Here is a 17,040-nt window from a genome sequence, read left to right on the forward strand (position 1 = left end):
CTCCTGTAACCTAAGTTACATTTCCCCGCATTTTTATTATGTAAATAATAAAAATTTACTATACAAGATGGCAGGTTTAAACAAATGTTGGTGATGTCTGGCCGCGCAGAACAGGTAGCACAGAAATAAAAATAAGCGTCGCCACGCAGATCTCCTCATACGCTGGGGAAAACTGTCATAACAAACTGACTATTTAATACAAATTCTGGTTCAAGGTGGCTGATGGTATCTATTGCTCTTGAGCTACCGAATGGCTATGGCGGCACTTTCAGTGGCTGTTACCCTGTCAAAATAGAGGTGAGTAGCAGGCAAGCAGGAGCAGGATGCATGTCTGACATAGTTAAGGGAATATTTGTACTTATACTCATATTCCCCTTACCTGCCAGCAAGCTCGCATTGGAGCGTCGCTGTCAAAGGCGAACTAGCCAGTGTATATCAGATATAAAAAGAGAAATGTTACTGGACGGTCCAGTCTGGCTTGTTCAATAAAAGATGACAGCCATCTTCGTGCCCGACATCTCTATCATGTCAGCGTGCTTCAAGGTGTGCGGCTTGTCCTTGATGGAGACGGTATTGACGGTTGCCGCAGCACTGCCCTCAACCTGGGCAATCACGTAGTCCTTGCCTTGCTGAGTAATGGCAATGACCTGAGTACCGGGGCTGCCTATGGTCGTAACGGCTTTGACAAGCGTCAGCTCCTTACCCACATTCGTGCCATTCATGACCTTGATCTTGGCCCTTTGCTTGTCGACGATCGCTGGTGGCTGCACTTGACCTGGCTCGGGCACAAAAGTCTGTTTGCCAGACTGCTCCACCTGGAATCTTAATTTGTATTTGCCGATGTCGATAACATCATCATCTTGCAGCAAATGTTTTTTGACCGGTTGGCCATTGACCATGGTGCCATTGGTACTGCCCAGGTCAAGAACAAAAGAACCATTCGACGAAGTATCAATTGCGGCATGCTGACCACTCACCGTCAGATGATCGATGACAATGTCATTGCTGGGTCGCCGTCCTATCGTCAGGCGTGATTTACTGATAGTGATTTCTTGCTGAACCAGACCATTAAAGGTGACGATAATTTTCGCCATAAATCTCTCATCAATTCATAAGCCCCGGACTACCGGGTAAATGTTCTTTGCAACCAGGACTTGTTTTTTTCACCAACCAGGCCAAACAAGACTACCGAAATATTATCCAGTCCCCCTCTGTCCTTGGCCCTGTCTATCAGCGCTTCGGCACAACGATCAAGATCAGATCCATACATCCTGATCAGACTCTGGATTTCATCATGCTCCAGCATATCGGTCAATCCATCCGAGCACATCAGATACAAATCTTCTTCTTCGGTATGGTGCGTATGCAACTCGGTATGCACCTCATCAAGCGTACCAACAGCGCGGGTGATCAAATTCTTGATGGAAGAAAAACGCGCATCTTCTTCCGATATCAGACCGGCATTGATTTGCTCCTGCAATACAGAATGATCCTGAGTCAAGCGACTCAATATACCATCACGAAAGCGGTAAGCACGTGAATCACCGACGTGTGCAAGTAAAAGCTTGTCTTGCAAACAGCATGCCACCACCACTGTGGTGCCCATGCCTGAGCATTCGGGATTGGTTTGCGCTGCATACAGCACGTTGCGGTTGGCCAGTTCAACAGATTCGGTAATCCAGCGCGCCATAGCCAAAGGCCGGGGCCCCATGGAAGGGAACCAGATGGCATCCATCTTGCTGCATAAATATTCTGCAATGATTTGCGCCGTCATGGCGCTGGCGACTTCACCGGCGTTATAACCACCCATGCCATCGGCCAGAATGGCGCAGCCGTAGTCGGCACAAACGATGATGGCATCTTCGTTGTGCGACCTGACTAAGCCCGTATCAGACAGGGCGGCAAATTCTAGAACACGCTGGTATGGCATCAATAAACGCTGGGAATTATCCTGAAGTGTATAAATTTATAATATTTTTAAACCTGTATTCACAGGCTGGTTTCATTCGCCGCTTTTTCTGCTTTTTATTCTGCTTCTTTTGCGCTGCTGCCTGCGGTTAACCATGAATTCAATCACAATTCAATTGTGAACTGTACATCTTGCTTAAGCTTAACATTAAGGAAATCTATTTGCACGGATATCCACAAGAAACCCCGCTATAAACAAAAAAGAGTCGCAAAATTTGCGACTCTTTCTTGCAAAGCAGCTTTACAGCCTCTTGCTTACAGCATGGCTTTCAACAAACGCGCCATTTCTGACGGGTTTTTAGTGGCCTTAATGCCGCATTCTTCCATGATGTCGAGCTTGGCTTGTGCAGTATCAGCACCGCCAGAGATCAGCGCGCCAGCATGGCCCATGCGTTTGCCCGGAGGCGCAGTCACACCGGCGATGAAGCCAACAACTGGCTTCTTCATGTTGTCGCGTACCCAGTAAGAAGCATTGGCTTCATCCGGACCACCAATTTCACCGATCATGATGACAGCATCAGTATCCGGATCATCATTGAACATCTTCATGATGTCGATGTGTTTCAGACCATTGATAGGATCACCACCAATACCAACAGCAGAAGACTGACCCAGACCCAGTGCAGTCAATTGACCCACTGCTTCATATGTCAGTGTACCGGAACGGGAAACCACGCCGATACGACCTTTACGGTGGATATGGCCTGGCATGATGCCGATCTTGATTTCGTCTGGTGTGATCAGACCTGGGCAGTTAGGGCCGAGCAATTTTGTTTTGCTGCCGGACTTAGCCATGCGGTCTTTCAACATCATCATGTCACGGACAGGGATGCCTTCAGTAATGCAAATTGCCAGGTCCAGGTCAGCTTCTACGGCTTCCCAGATGGCAGCGGCTGCGCCTGCTGGTGGTACGTAGATAACGGAAACTGTCGCGCCAGTAGCCGCTTTAGCTTCAGATACGTTAGCGAAAATCGGGATGCCTTCGAAATCTTCGCCAGCTTTTTTCGGGTTCACGCCAGCGACGAAACAGTTTTTACCGTTTGCGTAGTCGCGGCACATGCGAGTATGGAACTGGCCAGTTTTGCCAGTGATACCTTGGGTGATGACTTTAGTGTCTTTATTGATCAGGATGGACATATCTGTTCCTTGCGATTATTAAGCTTGAGCTGCAGCAGCTGCAACAACCTTCTGTGCTGCTTCTTCCATCGTGTCAGCCGCGATGATAGGCAGGCCAGAGTCAGCCAGCATCTTCTTGCCGATGTCTTCGTTAGTACCCTTCATACGCACAACCAGTGGTACTTGCAGGGAAACTGCCTTGGATGCAGTGATCACGCCTTCAGCGATCACGTCACAACGCATGATGCCGCCGAAAATGTTGACCAGGATGGCTTTCAGGCCTGGGTTTTTCAACATGATCTTGAAGGCTTCAGTGACTTTTTCTGCCGTCGCACCACCACCTACGTCCAGGAAGTTGGCTGGTTCGCCGCCGAACAGTTTGATCGTGTCCATGGTTGCCATCGCCAGACCAGCACCGTTCACCAGGCAGCCGATATTGCCGTCGAGGGAGATGTAAGCCAGGTCAAATTTGGAGGCTTCGATTTCAGCTGGATCTTCTTCATCCAGATCGCGGTAAGCCACGATTTCTGGTTGACGGAACAAGGCATTCGCATCGAAATTGAATTTTGCATCCAGTGCGATCACTTTGCCGGAGCCAGTCAGGATCAAAGGATTGATCTCAGCCAGGGAGCAGTCAGTTTCCATGAAGGCTTTGTACAAACCTTGCAACTGTACGCGCGCATCAGCAATGGATTCTTCAGGCACGCCGATTTTACGGGAGATGTCATCCGCTTCAGCATCTTGCAAGCCAGCAGTCGGGTCGATTGCCAAGTTGTGGATCAGTTCTGGATGTTTTTCTGCCACTTCTTCAATATCCATACCGCCTTCGCTGGAGGCCATCAAGACCACGCGCTGGCTGATACGGTCAGTGACCATACTCACATACAGTTCTTTTTTGATATCTGCGCCTTCTTCGATCAACAGGCGACGAACCTTTTGACCTTCAGCACTGGTCTGATGCGTGACCAGTTGCATGCCCAGAATCGCGTCAGCGTATTCACGCACTTGTTCCAGGGATTTAGCGACTTTCACGCCACCACCCTTGCCACGGCCACCGGCGTGTATCTGTGCTTTAACAACCCAGACTGGTCCGCCCAGCGTTTCAGCCGCTTTGACAGCTTCGTCAACAGACAGGCATGGAATACCGCGTGGTACTGTCACTCCGAATTTGCGGAGGATTTCTTTACCCTGATACTCATGAATTTTCATACGACTTCCCTTCAGACACTGAGGTATAAATAATTAAACAAACAAACTAGCTGGGTGATTTCGCGTCAGGCGATACTTTTGCCCAACGCGGGTAATATTGAACAACTGCAGGCCCGTCTATACGAAGAGCGTGACAGCGATCAAGTTGAAAAGGTTGTTGCGCCTGCTGGCCACGATCGGTCGCCCCATCACGAGTATCGATCACATCGCCAGCAAAAGCCTGGACAGCCGCAGTCGGCAGAATTTGTGCCATTTCCGTCAGATGGGTGCAACCCTGCACACCAGCCATGCGTTCTTTGACGCCCTGACGGAACTGTCTCATCAAATTCAAACCGATGAGTTTTTTATAATCTGGAGTAATAGCTTCGCAATAACCCGGATAAGGTACAGCGTCTGACGACGCTTCCACATCAACGATGTTCAATTGCAAGTCTATGGTAATGCGCAGGCTGAGGTCATGCAGCGCGCTGCCATTCAAGCGCACGCCGGATGCGAGCGTAATATCGCGGGGCTTATAGTCAGTGATATGGGCGTCAAGATCCCACAATCCGTCATCGCGCGCGAACGCTTCGATCTGGATAGTACGCGTGTGCTTTAAGGCGCGTCTGTTGGTTGACGAAGATAAGGGCATCATGCCTGCTGGCGGCTAAACCGGAATTACTGAATAAATAGCCACAATTGCGTGTCGTTACCGCAGCTTCTACGATAACAGCCGCTCCTGCGGCCCTGCAAAAAAACCAGCAGAGTGTAGCACAGACCAGCCACGAACTCATCACATGACTACAATTTAAGCAGTTTTCTGAGTAAGCTTATGCAGAAATCTAAGCAGAAAATTAAGTTTTTTGTGGTTTGGCAAAAGAAAACGGGGCAATTATCAGGCAAATGTCTTTCCTTGCAATATCGACATGTACTTGAAAGCAGTGCTCATTCCAGGTTACACCTGCAATCACGGACAAATGTTTCCAGTTGAAATGAAACTGAATAATCGGCGTTTTCCCTTTGAGTGCCCAAGTACGCACGCGGGTAGGCCGTTCGCTGATTCCGGACTCGTCGATGAATACAACCAGCCGATTCTCTCTCAAGGCTTTTTTTTGAGCGCAGGCCAGGTTTTTTTCTTGAACTCCTGTACAGCATCTTCGTTACGTTCAATGGCGCGACGCTCCGGCTTTTGGTTGCCGAATAGCAACAATCGCATTTTGCGGAGCTTCAAAGCCTACTGCTTTTCCTAATGCAAGTGACATCCACTCGACAATTGGCAAGAACTCAAAACCACTTGTTCCTGCTGGCTTGAGAATATGAGTGAATGGTTTCCCCTCAATCGGTGAAAGAAGTCCATCAGCATCGAGAAACATCGGTGCTTTGATCTGTATCGAACCACGCCATGCCGAGCAGGCACTCAATTGGATTGGCGAGCTTTATGCCGTCGAAACACACATTCGTGAGCACAATCTTATTGGGCCTGCCAAACTCACACTGCGCCAAGAAAAGGCCACGCCAGTAGTGACAAGATTATTTGCGTGGATCGATCAACAATTCGAAGCACAGGGATTTTTACCAAGCAGCCCGTTCCTTGGTGTACTCGCTTACATCAGAGAACGACGTGAGGGACTGGAAGTGTATCTGAATGATCCTGATGTATCGATTGATACAAACCATCTTGAGCGCGCTTTGCGGGTGATTCCAATGGGACGTAAGAATTGGCTGTTCAGTTGGACCGAACTCGGGGCCAAGCATGTCGGGATCGTGCAAAGCTTGCTGGTGACCTGCCGTCTACATGATATTAATCCGTATGATTACTTGGTCGACGTATTACAGCGCGTTAGCCAGCATCCTGCATCAAAGGTTCATGAACTTACGCCGAGGGTGTGGAAACAACTCTTCGCGGACAATCCGTTGCGATCCGATCTACATCCGTCGACGCGCTGATACTATGACGTCGTGTGGTAACCGATTACCTTTATAAAAACTCTAGTAACGAACTCTCTAGGGGCTTGGACTATCGGTATGCCCTTCGTCGTCAATAACAATTTCTTGGTCAGCCTCGTATGGAAGATTTTCATTTCGATTGGATGGAGCCTTTGGATGCAAAAAGTCATCAATGCTCTATCCATTGATCTTTTATTTTGGCCGAAAACGAAATACCCGACCCAGGCTGGCACGGCCGTTGGAGCGCATGCTCGACTGCGTAGTCATTCCGTAAAAATATCCGTCGCTGTGCAACATCAACGGCGTGTTGGGATGTACGCCATCGCCGGCAGTTTGGTTAAATGAGTAAAGCAGGTCGAACGAAGAGTTTCCGGGTTTGTAGCGAAGCAGCGCGCCCATACTGTGTTCCCCACCGTTCTTTGATGTGCCATAGAAATTGCCGTCTTTGCCCAACACCATGGAGTCAGGCGAGAGCTTCGCATCAAAAGAAAACAGTGTAGCGATACCAGGCTTAGCGCTAGAACTAATCCGGAACAGAATGCCACCATAATCCCCGCTGTGATAAGCCAGCCCATAAATATCTTCCTCCCTTCCAGCAAATAGTTTCGTCTGAGTAAAACGATTGCCATCGCTGAAAGAGCCGATGCTGGTGACAGTGGCTCGATCTCCTGTCGTTATCTTGAGAATCTTCCCGTCGTCGTCGGAGCTATTGCCCGTGGTCGCCAGGTAAAATGCACCGTCCCCAGCCGCCACCAGTTCGCTGCGACCCGCTAGCCAGCAAGAATGATCGTCAAACGTATGCAGGATTTCGATGCTGCCTGCTTTACCCGGTGCTATCCGATAGATAATTCCGCAGCCATCTTTACTCTGGTATGTTGTCCCATACAGTTGGCCATCGGCCCCGAGAACCAGTTTAGATTGGGGATACCCGGTTTTTTTGTCAAATGAATATAGCTTCGAGAATGGAGTTGACCTTCCTGGTATCAGCTCGAAAACCGAACCCATGCCGTGGGCACCACCTTGGCTAGCAATTCCATAAAATCGACCATTGCCTGCGGCAACTAGAGTACTGTCTGGTTTGCTACCCTCGCTTTCTGACTTGAACTCGTAGAGGCTACTGGCGACGGAAACAACTCCGGTCTTGACCTTGTAGAAGATACCCAGTGATGTTCTTTCGCCCCCCTCAGGCGCCACGCCGTATAAATAGCCATCATTGCCAGCGGCCAGTGCACCATCTGGCCCTCCTGCGCTGGAGTTGGAATGAAATGAGTAGAACGTGCTTACATGAGGATCAATGCCTGTAGACACTTTGAACAAAAGACCATCTGTCTCACAGCAAGTACGAGCTCCGCCATACAGTGCGCCATCTATTCCTTTGGTAAGTGCGCCACCTGATTGAATGATGATATCTGCATCAAATGAAAACAAGCTCGTCAATGTAGATGAGCCTGGCGTCAACTTGAAAATGGAGCCCTTGCCATTTTCCCCACCCTTGGTGGTTGTACCGTAAAGATTTCCATCACTTGCCGCCATCAGAGGTGCTCTCGTCTGATATCCGAGCTGTTGGGTAAAAGAAAGAATCCTTGCAGCTGAAGGAGTGGCTCCCGTGGTGATTCGAAAGATGCCGCCCGGAGCGTCGTTGTTATCGACACGTCCAGGAAGCAGTGTGCCGTAGATCACACCATCGGCCCCTGCAACTAGTGTTGCTTCCGGTTCGACGTAGGTGCAGTCGTAATCAACTCCTTCTGTTGTAAAAGGCAATAAGCTTTTAATATTGGGAGTAGTTCCGGGAGTCAGCACGAACGCGCCGCCACAGCCCTTTGCGATGCCGCGGCTGATGCCATAAAGCCGCCCGTCCTTCCCAGCCACCTCAAGGCGGGCATTTCGAAACTCGGGCGTAATGGACAGCAAGATGGTCGCGACAGGTTTTGGTGTCGCGTTGATAACGAATACTGCACCCAAGCCATGCTTGCCGCCTGCTGCCATGGTTCCATACAGCCGGCCATCTTTCGCCAGCACGAGGGAACTCGGAACCAAGGCAGCCGGACTGTCTTTCCCGTTATCCATAAAAATTTTTTCCGCGCGAGCATGTTCCCCAGGAATGATCCTGTACAGGAAAGCTTTACTGCCCTTCCCACCTCGAGTAGCGCCATACAAATTACCATCGCTGGCGGCAACCAGTCTGAGGTGCTCTGTCTGACAGGTAATAAACATCGGACTAGATGCGAAGGCGGGGCTGACAAAGACATTTACAATGGCGTCAACCACGGCCTCGATTAGTGTGCGACTGTCCGCACGTTTGGGCTCGATGCTGCAAGCATCGCCTTCGAAGGTCCAGACCCGGGATGTTATCGGTTTGGCGCCAGGTGTGATTCGATAAATACCACCTGCGTTGGATGGATTGCCCCGAATTGTGCCGTAGAGTGCACCATCGCTCGCCTGCACGAGAACAGTATCGGCTTCATCACTGCCTTCAAAATAGAAGGGAAACAGATTCACGGTCGGCGTGGGCCCCAACTTGACTTGGTAAAGCTTCCTCCAAACGCTGGTGATGCCGTACAAGCGGCTGTCGCCAGCCACGACCATAGGCGAGTCGGGCGAATAGGTTTCTTTATCGAATCCGTAAATAGGACTGACGCTGGGCGTGGTACCCGGAACCACTCGGTAAAGTGTCCCGTGATTGTTGAGCCCACCTTCCTTTGTGGTCCCGTAGAGGCTGCCATCGGGTGCCTGCACCATAGGGGTAACAGGAGTGCGACCGTTAGAAGCGAGTCCTGGCAAAAATTCTGGGGTTATGCCAGCACCTTGCGCCGAAAGAGCGTATGTGAACAAGCAAAAAGCAAGCACCGAAGTAAGATAATTCAATGCAGTCATGTTGCGCACACAACTGACCCTGTACACAATTAGTTTAAACAGCATATTTTACAAATTAATTCTGAAAAAGATTTTGACACGCTCCGATTTGCTCGCAATGTCAGTAAGCGGTTTCTGAACGGGCTATGATCGGTTGAATATAACGCCGTTCAGGAACCGCTTACCACCAAGCTACGGCTTATCAGCCCAATGTCTGGGATTCAATCAAAGTCAGGGATTTAATAATAAGAATATCCTCCACTTGGTCATTCCTGCCCAGGCAGGAATCCATCGTATTAACACCTTTAGAACCAAATCTACCACAACCTTATTCAAGATTTTTAAGTCTATACAAATAAATCAAGAACAAACAAAATCAAGCAACGCCACTGTGCCCCAGTCTGCGCTCACTGCTGTCCAGAATAATGTTTTTGACAAACAATAACGAGTAAATTCCCTTCCTTTCAAAAGGATGTTGTAGGGGTTTCACAAAGCATGCTTTGTACCGACAGAATCTAAGCCGCCTACTAGCAGCGCAGCGGACGGGTTAAGGTGGGGATGGGTTTCGGTCGATTGCCGATGGACGAATTTGCGTCGAAAACCCATCCCCATCCCAACCTTCCCCTTGAAGGGGGAAGGAGCTTCAAGTATGGCCGTTTGTAAATAATATTCATTTGCAAAATTGAGTCTCCGATTCAGAAAAATCGCTACGAAACTGCTTGTACTTGAGGTTCAGAAAGAGTCAAGGCAATTATTCCAGACAGCATTGAGCCTGCGCTAGGGCGACATTGCTGGAGTATGTGGTTCTCTGTATTTACTCCACATCCTCATCCCGCGACACCCGCATAGCCGCCTGCGTAGCCCGGCTGGAAAAACCCCTCTGCTGCAAAAACGCAGCCTGCTTCATCTTCTCCTGATGATCTTGCGGCGCATGCCGGAATTTCCTGTGCAAGACCTGAACCGCCCTCTCTACTTCAGACTCTTTCAAGTCTTCCTTAACGTTTTCTATATCCTGCGCATCCAGTCCGTGGCTTTGCAGCTCCGCCAGGATACGGTTATTGCCAAACCTGGCTTGTCGCCTGTTCACTAACGATTCAGAAAAACGCTCGCCAGACAAATACTTGGCGGCTTCCAGAAAATCCAGCACAGCGCCAACATCATCACCCTCTTCCGCATAGCGTGCCAGCTTGCGCTCCAGTTCCATGCGGCTATGTTCACGCATGGATAAATACCGCAGGGCTCGGGCTTTCAGGCTAATGGTAGGTTTTTTCATACTTTAAAAGCAAAAATGCCGGTTGGCAGCTACCAACCGGCATGATACAAACTAAGGCACTAGCAGTACTACAACTTAGTACTAAAACTTAGTGCTGCAACTTATTCAGCCGTCGCCGCTGATGGCATCAGCAAAGGCACGCCCAGATGCAAGCGCACTTTGTTTTCAATTTCAAATGACAACTCAGGACGCTCTTTCAGATAAGTACGTGCATTGTCCTTACCCTGGCCGATACGCTCGCCGTTATAGCTATACCAGGCACCGGCTTTTTCTATGATCTTGGCATCTGCTGCCAGATCCAGAATCTCGCCTTCGCGTGAAGTACCTTCGCCATACATAATGTCAAAGTGCGCTTCCTTGAATGGTGGCGCCACCTTGTTCTTGACTACCTTGACCTTGGTTTCATTACCCACCACTTCATCACCGGACTTGATAGAACCAGTGCGGCGGATATCCAGACGTACGGAAGCATAAAACTTCAGTGCATTACCGCCTGTTGTCGTCTCAGGGCTACCAAACATGACGCCAATCTTCATACGAATCTGGTTAATAAAGATCACCAGGGTATTGGTACGTTTGATACTGCCAGTCAGCTTACGCAAAGCCTGGGACATCAGACGTGCTTGCAGACCAGGCAAAGAGTCACCCATGTCGCCTTCAATCTCGGCACGTGGCGTCAAGGCCGCGACCGAGTCAATGACCACCAGGTCAACGCTGCCAGAACGCACCAGCGCATCGGTAATTTCCAGCGCTTGCTCGCCTGTATCAGGCTGGGAAATCAGCAAATCAGACAGATTCACACCCAGTTTTTGAGCGTAACCTACATCCAGCGCATGTTCAGCATCGATAAACGCACAAGTACCGCCCAGCTTTTGCATTTCAGCAATCGCCTGCAGCGTCAATGTAGTTTTACCAGAGGACTCAGGGCCATAAATCTCAACCACGCGGCCACGTGGCAAGCCGCCAACGCCCAGCGCGATATCCAGTCCCAGCGAGCCAGTAGAAACAACCTGCACCTCTTCCACCACTTCACCGTCGGCCATGCGCATGACCGAACCTTTACCAAACTGCTTTTCTATCTGTGCCAGCGCTGCTGCAAGTGCCTTTGCTTTTTCTGAGGCATTTTCTGGTTTCTTATCGTCCATACATTCTTTCATTCAATAAGCGGCGGGTGGAAAAAGGAATACAGGCTTAATTTCCTGCGATTTGCAGTACTGTATAAAAAAACAGTGATTTATGCAAGCGACTTTTTGCATAGATTGTTGAACGGAGGATTTTACAGCGAAGTGTTGGCAATCATTCAATTATTGATCGTTTGATAAAATTTCTGTCGAAATCCACTTAACTCTGAACTTTCTTGCTCTGTGTAGCGCATATGTCCAAGACAGTGCTAATGGCAATGTTTCACATTGGAATAAATAAGGTCAACGGCAACCATGGCGATAAATCACTCAAGCTGGGTACATGAAGACTGAATCCAGGGCTATCCATTCAGAAATTGGGTTGTCGCACATTTCATTTACTGACATAATCGATAATAAATTAACCTGATCACAAAATGTCGCTAAAAGAAAAACAAAATTCAATCGAAGTAACACAACCGCGAAGACCAGGAAGGCCACCGTCAGCCGTGCCAAAAACCAAGTCAGAAGCAGCGGCCGAAAGTCGGAAAAAAAGACTGCAAAAGGGCAGACGAGTTGATTTGATATTCGACGAAGATGATGCAAAGCTTCTGGGTGCAGTTAAGGAAAAACTGCTTGCTCTCTCAGAACAAGAAGCAATCAAACAATTAATTCGTCAAGAGGCAAAAAAATTCAAGCTATAGGAGCAATATGAGTCAAATGTATGCATGGGCTAACACTGTTCAAGCACTAATAAATTTTGGTTCTGAACATACATGGGTAACAACTTATGATCCAGGAACTGGCTCACCAAATGAAACTCTCGGCCACTATTGGTATTGCTGGGGCAAAGAGCGTACACATGCTAGGAATTTGGTAATAGGTAAAGGTGGAGTTGATTTTGCCCTAAAAATTGCGAAACCAAATAAAAAAGATGAATCCGTAGGAATAGAATATGGGATTGACGGTGTTTGCCATCAGATGGCAAATAGATTACTCCGCTTTTCGCTTGATGAAAATAACATGCCTGTAACTGTTCACCAGGCAAAAGGGTATTTACTCTCTAAAATGATGTACGGAGAGTATGGCGGTTCAAAAGATGAAAAAGTTCTCGCTAAATGGAATACATTAGTAAGTAATTATCAAAAATCAATCGACGGTGACAAAAATGTCTGAAACCATAAATCCTAGAATTACGGAGATAAAAAGTCGTTTGCCTCAAAACTCATTTACAGAGACTGATGATGCAACAGTCGTTGAGTTAATTAATCTAGAAGATCGCATGTCTGATAATAAAATATCACTTATATCTCTTATGAATGAAGAGATATTGGAAAAAACGGAAGTTCTGGAAAAAATTGAAATTTGCTTTCAGGTATTTCTTAAAAAAGCAGTAAAAATCCTTGGCCCCGAAAAATGCAAAGCAATATATGATTTTTTGCCAGGAGAGAATTTAACATTCCTTGAATCAAAAAAAGTTGAAGTCCCCTCTGCACTAGCCGTAAATCTAGGCAAAAAATTAAAAGATCTGGAAATCATTAGCAGCTATGACATACCAAATAACCCATTGGTTGTTAAAGGAGTCCGGATTGGTCGGCCTCCTGAAGCGAATTTGAAACGCTCGACTATTTATGATTCAGGCTCACGTGATAAATATAAAACTCTTTTAGAGAAAATACGTCATGAGATGGTGGAAAATAATTTTTTGAATTCTCCTACTGGTGTTATCACCGCCGGAGATATACAACCGCATTTTTATACTGTGCATAATTCATTTCCTAAACCGCAATTTTCAGAAAATGTAACAGCGATTTTCAAAGAATTAGATTCTATTGAAAAACGAATTCCAAAAGAAAATAAGCCGAGACGCAATCGACATGGATTTAAAAAACCAAATTTTTAATTTGAATTATTAAATTTTTTTAAATCTTATTTTGTTTTACTTTTCATATAGAAACATGAATTTCGCATAATTTGGGCTACGACGTCTGGCGTTATATCGACAACACCGTCGTGACCACCAAATACCCTCACCATGGCCAGCTCGTTCGATATTGGAAATACCACTTCGGTTCCCTTGAGCCCAAAACTTGGCGAATAGAATGAGCCTCTGTCTTTTTGTTCGCTCCATTGCAAAACGACTAGATGATCCGAGGTAACAAAACCACCAGCATCTGCAGGCTCCCTCAGAAGCTGCCAATTTCGCCCGCCAAGAAGCGGCAAAACAGTGTCTACCAGTTTAGTTCTGATTGGACATAACTTGTCGTAGGCACTCCAATTGTGTATCGATCTTGTTCAACAAATTGCGCGCTATGGTTTAAAATACTTTTCGTTCGATCCCGTCGACGACAAACAGTTGCGCGTTTCTGCTGCGGCTTTTAGCAAAACCTTTGAGGTAAGTCAATAAGAACGAATCACCTTCACAAGTTGAGTTTGTATAGGCTAACAAGAAATATCACTTGGTCATCTATTTTAAAGTGCCAGCTTTGGCCAGGACAGCATATTCGCAACCCGATGTATCACCTAAACACCTTCAGCGTCTGACACCCAACCTGTTTTTAGTAGCCGCTCATAGTATTGCTGAAGGATTTCGAGCTCTTACATGTGGGCTCGTTTGCCTACCTTCGACTCCAGGGATTTTTCGCTAAACTGCCTTGCTAAATCCTCACATATATCCCATCGCTGAAATCGCTCTGACGAGGAAGTGCCTGGTGAATAGAATTTATCGTTGAATGTTCGTTTGCTAGCTGAATTGATCCGGTCAGTTTGATCTGCCTTCCACTTCTTTGCGAAGGCCGCCCCTCTCTCATAGGCCTCTTTAAATCCCAGTTCTTTCAGATCCAGATGAAGCTGCTTTAAGCTTCGTCGCTGCTTACGATTCTTACCTACTTCGGTTTTAAGCCAGCTTGAAAGCTGCAATGCATATTTGTCGATGGCACTGGTTGTTTGTCGTTCTGCATAAGCTGGCTCTGTGAATTCAGAACGCAGATAGCGTTGCGCGGGTAGCGCCGGACGGTGTTGCGAGAGATGCCCAGTCGTCTGGCGATCTCCCTTAAGGGAATCTGGTCACGAATGTGCCAGCGTCGAATAACACCTGGCAATGCAGCGGCTATCACTCATGTTTCCCCGAATACCGAGAAAGCCTCAGATTTACGGCATAAACCAGTCCAAGTTTTACGCCGCACCTCCAGTGGGTCAATTTTCAGCGCAACTCAACAACATGCTGATAAGCTTAGAGTGAAGACCCAGTTTTGCCATGCTTTTTTCGTTGCCTTTGGTTCTGCTACTAACCCCCGCCAACGCCCGCTCGCTACAGATCGTCAACAGTTTCTTACGCCTGCAAATCCCCTACCGCCACAGAGCCAGTCGTGCCGATCAACTTCACGATGATGTCGCCGCTACCGACCGTTGTGCCCGCAGTGTGCTCAAGCACATAAGTGCCAGCGGCAGCGCCCGAGGCTACGTTGACCATGAATGCCTTGTAGTCATTGTTGGTAAGGTTGCCAGCGCCGTTAGTGATGTTGCTAGCCAGGCTGCCAAAGTCGGAACTGGCGATGTTAATTGTCACCAGGGACGACGCCGCATGACCAAAATGCAGGGCATCGGGGCGGTTGAGCTTGAAGTTGCTGATGGTGATCAGGTTGGTCGCGATGTGACCGATAGTTGAGCTACTGACTGTAATATTATCCACCCCGCCAGTGGAGGCGAGGTAGATGGTCTCAAGTCCAGCACCGCCAGTGACGGTCAGGTTGCCTGTTCCAGAGCCCTTAAGAACGACATTACCCGTGCCTGCCAATGTCACCGTGCCGTTGTCGCCGCCCCCCGCCAGTTCGACTTGATAGTTTGCACTGCCAGCCAGAGTCATGTGTTGATTTAAGCTTCCCACGACAATCACCTTGCTGGTCGTGAACGCAGTCAGGCTTATCGTGCTCCCAGCCCCGGTGATTACTTGCATATCGTTGACCGGATTGAATGTCAGGTTTTCTGAGCCGGCCAGATAGATGATGCCAATCTGGTTCATTTGAACAGCGCTCAAGGTCGCCGTGCCAGCATCCGTAATGGATATGCCTGCGCCGCCGATCGCGTTGCTCATGTCCCACTTTGCGCCTGCGAGATTGGCATTGGTCGATATGATACCGACCTCACCTGTGGTTTTGGTCTGGTTGATCACCTGGTTCGGCGCGCCCAGGTGCACAGTCCGGGAACCGGTAGCATTGTTCAGATTGATTGTCTGCGCAACGCTTCCGAGGTAAAGGGAATCGTAGTCGTTCGTGCTGTTGTCATTGATGGTGGTGAACTGATTCATGAATGCAACCGCTTTTTGCATCAGCCCCCCCTGTTGCAAATTCAGGGTAGTCACGCCAGTGACTACCGCCGGGTGCGCCGCATCGGTGAAAGCAGAGGTGACATTCAACACGTCGGTTCCGCCATTGCCCGAGATGGAAGTGCCTGCTGTCAGCAAAGTGGTATCCGTCGCATTGAAGATATCATTGCCTGTCATACCCAGATTTGGGACGCCAGGGTTGACTACACTGTTCACCCCTGGCACGACTACGGCAGGATTATTGGCTATGGTAGTAAATAGCGCGTCAAGCTTACTTGCTGCGCTTGTGCCGGTAGCGGCATCCACCACGCCCCCCAGCCATGTCTTGACAACACCGTAGGCATTGCCGTTAGTTGCGCTATAGGTCACCTGAGCCGCCGGGCTGGCTGCCATCTTGGCGGTGAATGCGCTGGCGGCGGTGAACTTGGCGGCAACCGTGGCAGCGTCTGTGCCAGTTGCACCCGCCAAGATGGCAATAGCAGCCTGGCCAATGGTGAAGGTGCCGTTGGTGATCTGCCCGACCCAGTAGCTTAAGCCAGACGGATCAGCATCGTGGTTGAACAGGTTACGGTACAGGGCATTGACGGTTTGCGCCATCGTGAAATTGGCAAAGGCGTTGGCGTATTCAGTTTGCTGCGAAAACGACTGCGCAATTTGTACCGCCGTAAAGTTCACCTGTGCGCCGGATGTCCAGTAAGCCAGGCCAGCAACATCGGCAGGGCGGTTAAAGTAAGCGATGTAGAGGTTTTGGATATCAGCGGCGTTTGCCATGGAGAACCCTTGTTAGAATAAACGGCGATCATCAATGTCACCAAAGGCTCGCATGGTAACACGCCAACTTTACCCGGAAAAGGCTTGCAGGCCTCAATGACTGCAGCACCCAGCCCTTGTCAGCCATCGCAGTTACGATCCACAATTGCTCAGATACCACGACGCACGCTGACGCACAGACTGCCTCAACTACCAGAGCAAGGCCGCATTCATTCCAGACGAGCAAGTCCTGCAATGCACTATCCCGAGGAGGCGTCAATGCATCAGACCGGGAGCGCGCAACTGCAGTAGAAAGAAAATCAAACGAGGTGTGTTCTCCCTGGACACGAGAAATCAAAAAAGTCTACATGTGTAGGCCAAAAATGAGATGGGCGACGTCATTACTGATATGATCGCAGCACGACAATCAAACCCGGCCCGGGAAATTTTGGTCTGTCGTGAATAGTGGCGTGAGCAAAATGGAGCGCATGAGTTGCTCT

14 protein-coding genes and 2 pseudogenes are annotated in these 17,040 nt (G+C 48.7%); 4 read left to right on the plus strand and 12 right to left on the minus strand.

Features of this window, described 5'->3' with window-relative positions:
* Positions 1-482 precede the first annotated feature (482 nt).
* The 6 genes and pseudogenes from ACO0LF_RS14310 to ACO0LF_RS14335 form a co-directional block, all read right to left on the minus strand.
* Entirely contained in the window at positions 483-1,094 is a 612-nt protein-coding gene (locus ACO0LF_RS14310; protein WP_423015001.1) for an FHA domain-containing protein, read from the minus strand.
* Positions 1,095-1,123: 29 nt separating this feature from the next.
* Complete coding sequence (locus ACO0LF_RS14315) at positions 1,124-1,930, minus strand: Stp1/IreP family PP2C-type Ser/Thr phosphatase (RefSeq protein ID WP_423015003.1); 807 nt, start codon at positions 1,928-1,930, stop codon at positions 1,124-1,126.
* A 293-nt stretch (positions 1,931-2,223) separates the two neighbouring features.
* On the minus strand, positions 2,224-3,105 hold the full coding sequence (sucD, locus tag ACO0LF_RS14320; protein ID WP_186947208.1) for a succinate--CoA ligase subunit alpha: 882 nt from the start codon (positions 3,103-3,105) through the stop codon (positions 2,224-2,226).
* Between the two features lie 18 nt (positions 3,106-3,123).
* Positions 3,124-4,308 (minus strand): ADP-forming succinate--CoA ligase subunit beta, encoded by a 1,185-nt coding sequence (gene sucC, locus ACO0LF_RS14325; RefSeq protein WP_423015317.1) that lies wholly within the window; start codon positions 4,306-4,308, stop codon positions 3,124-3,126.
* A 31-nt stretch (positions 4,309-4,339) separates the two neighbouring features.
* Complete coding sequence (locus tag ACO0LF_RS14330) at positions 4,340-4,924, minus strand: DUF2889 domain-containing protein (protein ID WP_423015319.1); 585 nt, start codon at positions 4,922-4,924, stop codon at positions 4,340-4,342.
* Positions 4,925-5,177: 253 nt separating this feature from the next.
* Positions 5,178-5,473 (minus strand): annotated as a pseudogene (locus tag ACO0LF_RS14335) (transposase); the annotation flags it as partial.
* Positions 5,474-5,661: 188 nt separating this feature from the next.
* Here ACO0LF_RS14335 and ACO0LF_RS14340 point away from each other — a divergent pair.
* Positions 5,662-6,219, plus strand: a pseudogene (locus tag ACO0LF_RS14340) (IS66 family transposase); the annotation flags it as partial.
* A gap of 192 nt (positions 6,220-6,411) precedes the next feature.
* Here the strand turns inward: ACO0LF_RS14340 and ACO0LF_RS14345 are convergent.
* The 3 genes from ACO0LF_RS14345 to recA form a co-directional block, all read right to left on the minus strand.
* Complete coding sequence (locus ACO0LF_RS14345) at positions 6,412-9,138, minus strand: choice-of-anchor tandem repeat GloVer-containing protein (RefSeq protein ID WP_423015005.1); 2,727 nt, start codon at positions 9,136-9,138, stop codon at positions 6,412-6,414.
* Between the two features lie 748 nt (positions 9,139-9,886).
* A complete protein-coding gene (gene recX, locus ACO0LF_RS14350) occupies positions 9,887-10,345 on the minus strand; it encodes a recombination regulator RecX (RefSeq protein WP_423015007.1) in 459 nt (152 codons plus the stop codon).
* A gap of 101 nt (positions 10,346-10,446) precedes the next feature.
* Complete coding sequence (recA, locus tag ACO0LF_RS14355; RefSeq protein ID WP_422952273.1) at positions 10,447-11,490, minus strand: recombinase RecA; 1,044 nt, start codon at positions 11,488-11,490, stop codon at positions 10,447-10,449.
* 413 nt (positions 11,491-11,903) lie between these two features.
* On the opposite strand from recA, the gene ACO0LF_RS14360 reads away from it, so the two are divergent.
* Genes ACO0LF_RS14360 through ACO0LF_RS14370 form a run of 3 tightly spaced genes read left to right on the plus strand, consistent with a single transcriptional unit; the run spans position 11,904 to position 13,369 of the window.
* Positions 11,904-12,170, plus strand: a complete 267-nt coding sequence (locus tag ACO0LF_RS14360; RefSeq protein WP_423015009.1) for a hypothetical protein — start codon at positions 11,904-11,906, stop codon at positions 12,168-12,170.
* A 7-nt stretch (positions 12,171-12,177) separates the two neighbouring features.
* Positions 12,178-12,642 (plus strand): hypothetical protein, encoded by a 465-nt coding sequence (locus ACO0LF_RS14365; RefSeq protein WP_423015011.1) that lies wholly within the window; start codon positions 12,178-12,180, stop codon positions 12,640-12,642.
* On the plus strand, positions 12,635-13,369 hold the full coding sequence (locus tag ACO0LF_RS14370; protein ID WP_423015013.1) for a hypothetical protein: 735 nt from the start codon (positions 12,635-12,637) through the stop codon (positions 13,367-13,369). Before ACO0LF_RS14365 ends, ACO0LF_RS14370 begins: the two co-directional genes overlap by 8 nt.
* A gap of 26 nt (positions 13,370-13,395) precedes the next feature.
* On the opposite strand, the gene ACO0LF_RS14375 is transcribed toward ACO0LF_RS14370, so the two are convergent.
* The 3 genes from ACO0LF_RS14375 to ACO0LF_RS14385 all read right to left on the minus strand — a co-directional run bounded on the left by ACO0LF_RS14375 (position 13,396) and on the right by ACO0LF_RS14385 (position 16,561).
* Positions 13,396-13,752, minus strand: a complete 357-nt coding sequence (locus ACO0LF_RS14375; RefSeq protein ID WP_423015321.1) for a DUF4238 domain-containing protein — start codon at positions 13,750-13,752, stop codon at positions 13,396-13,398.
* Between the two features lie 599 nt (positions 13,753-14,351).
* Positions 14,352-14,582, minus strand: a complete 231-nt coding sequence (locus ACO0LF_RS14380; protein WP_423015015.1) for a helix-turn-helix domain-containing protein — start codon at positions 14,580-14,582, stop codon at positions 14,352-14,354.
* Between the two features lie 215 nt (positions 14,583-14,797).
* Positions 14,798-16,561, minus strand: a complete 1,764-nt coding sequence (locus tag ACO0LF_RS14385) for a DUF4214 domain-containing protein (RefSeq protein WP_423015017.1) — start codon at positions 16,559-16,561, stop codon at positions 14,798-14,800.
* Positions 16,562-17,040 lie beyond the last annotated feature (479 nt).

The sequence above is a fragment of the Undibacterium sp. Di27W genome, from assembly GCF_049340345.1.
Taxonomy (GTDB): domain Bacteria; phylum Pseudomonadota; class Gammaproteobacteria; order Burkholderiales; family Burkholderiaceae_D; genus Undibacterium.

What these genes read in the sequence shown, in the direction of transcription:
- ACO0LF_RS14310 (WP_423015001.1), bottom strand. Translation starts at nt 1,094, where the DNA reads ATGGCGAAAATTATCGTCACCTTTAATGGTCTGGTTCAGCAAGAAATC.
- ACO0LF_RS14315 (WP_423015003.1), bottom strand. Translation starts at nt 1,930, where the DNA reads ATGCCATACCAGCGTGTTCTAGAATTTGCCGCCCTGTCTGATACGGGC.
- sucD (WP_186947208.1), bottom strand. Translation starts at nt 3,105, where the DNA reads ATGTCCATCCTGATCAATAAAGACACTAAAGTCATCACCCAAGGTATC.
- ACO0LF_RS14330 (WP_423015319.1), bottom strand. Translation starts at nt 4,924, where the DNA reads ATGCCCTTATCTTCGTCAACCAACAGACGCGCCTTAAAGCACACGCGT.
- ACO0LF_RS14345 (WP_423015005.1), bottom strand. Translation starts at nt 9,138, where the DNA reads ATGCTGTTTAAACTAATTGTGTACAGGGTCAGTTGTGTGCGCAACATG.
- recX (WP_423015007.1), bottom strand. Translation starts at nt 10,345, where the DNA reads ATGAAAAAACCTACCATTAGCCTGAAAGCCCGAGCCCTGCGGTATTTA.
- recA (WP_422952273.1), bottom strand. Translation starts at nt 11,490, where the DNA reads ATGGACGATAAGAAACCAGAAAATGCCTCAGAAAAAGCAAAGGCACTT.
- ACO0LF_RS14360 (WP_423015009.1), top strand. Translation starts at nt 11,904, where the DNA reads ATGTCGCTAAAAGAAAAACAAAATTCAATCGAAGTAACACAACCGCGA.
- ACO0LF_RS14365 (WP_423015011.1), top strand. Translation starts at nt 12,178, where the DNA reads ATGAGTCAAATGTATGCATGGGCTAACACTGTTCAAGCACTAATAAAT.
- ACO0LF_RS14370 (WP_423015013.1), top strand. Translation starts at nt 12,635, where the DNA reads ATGTCTGAAACCATAAATCCTAGAATTACGGAGATAAAAAGTCGTTTG.
- ACO0LF_RS14385 (WP_423015017.1), bottom strand. Translation starts at nt 16,561, where the DNA reads ATGGCAAACGCCGCTGATATCCAAAACCTCTACATCGCTTACTTTAAC.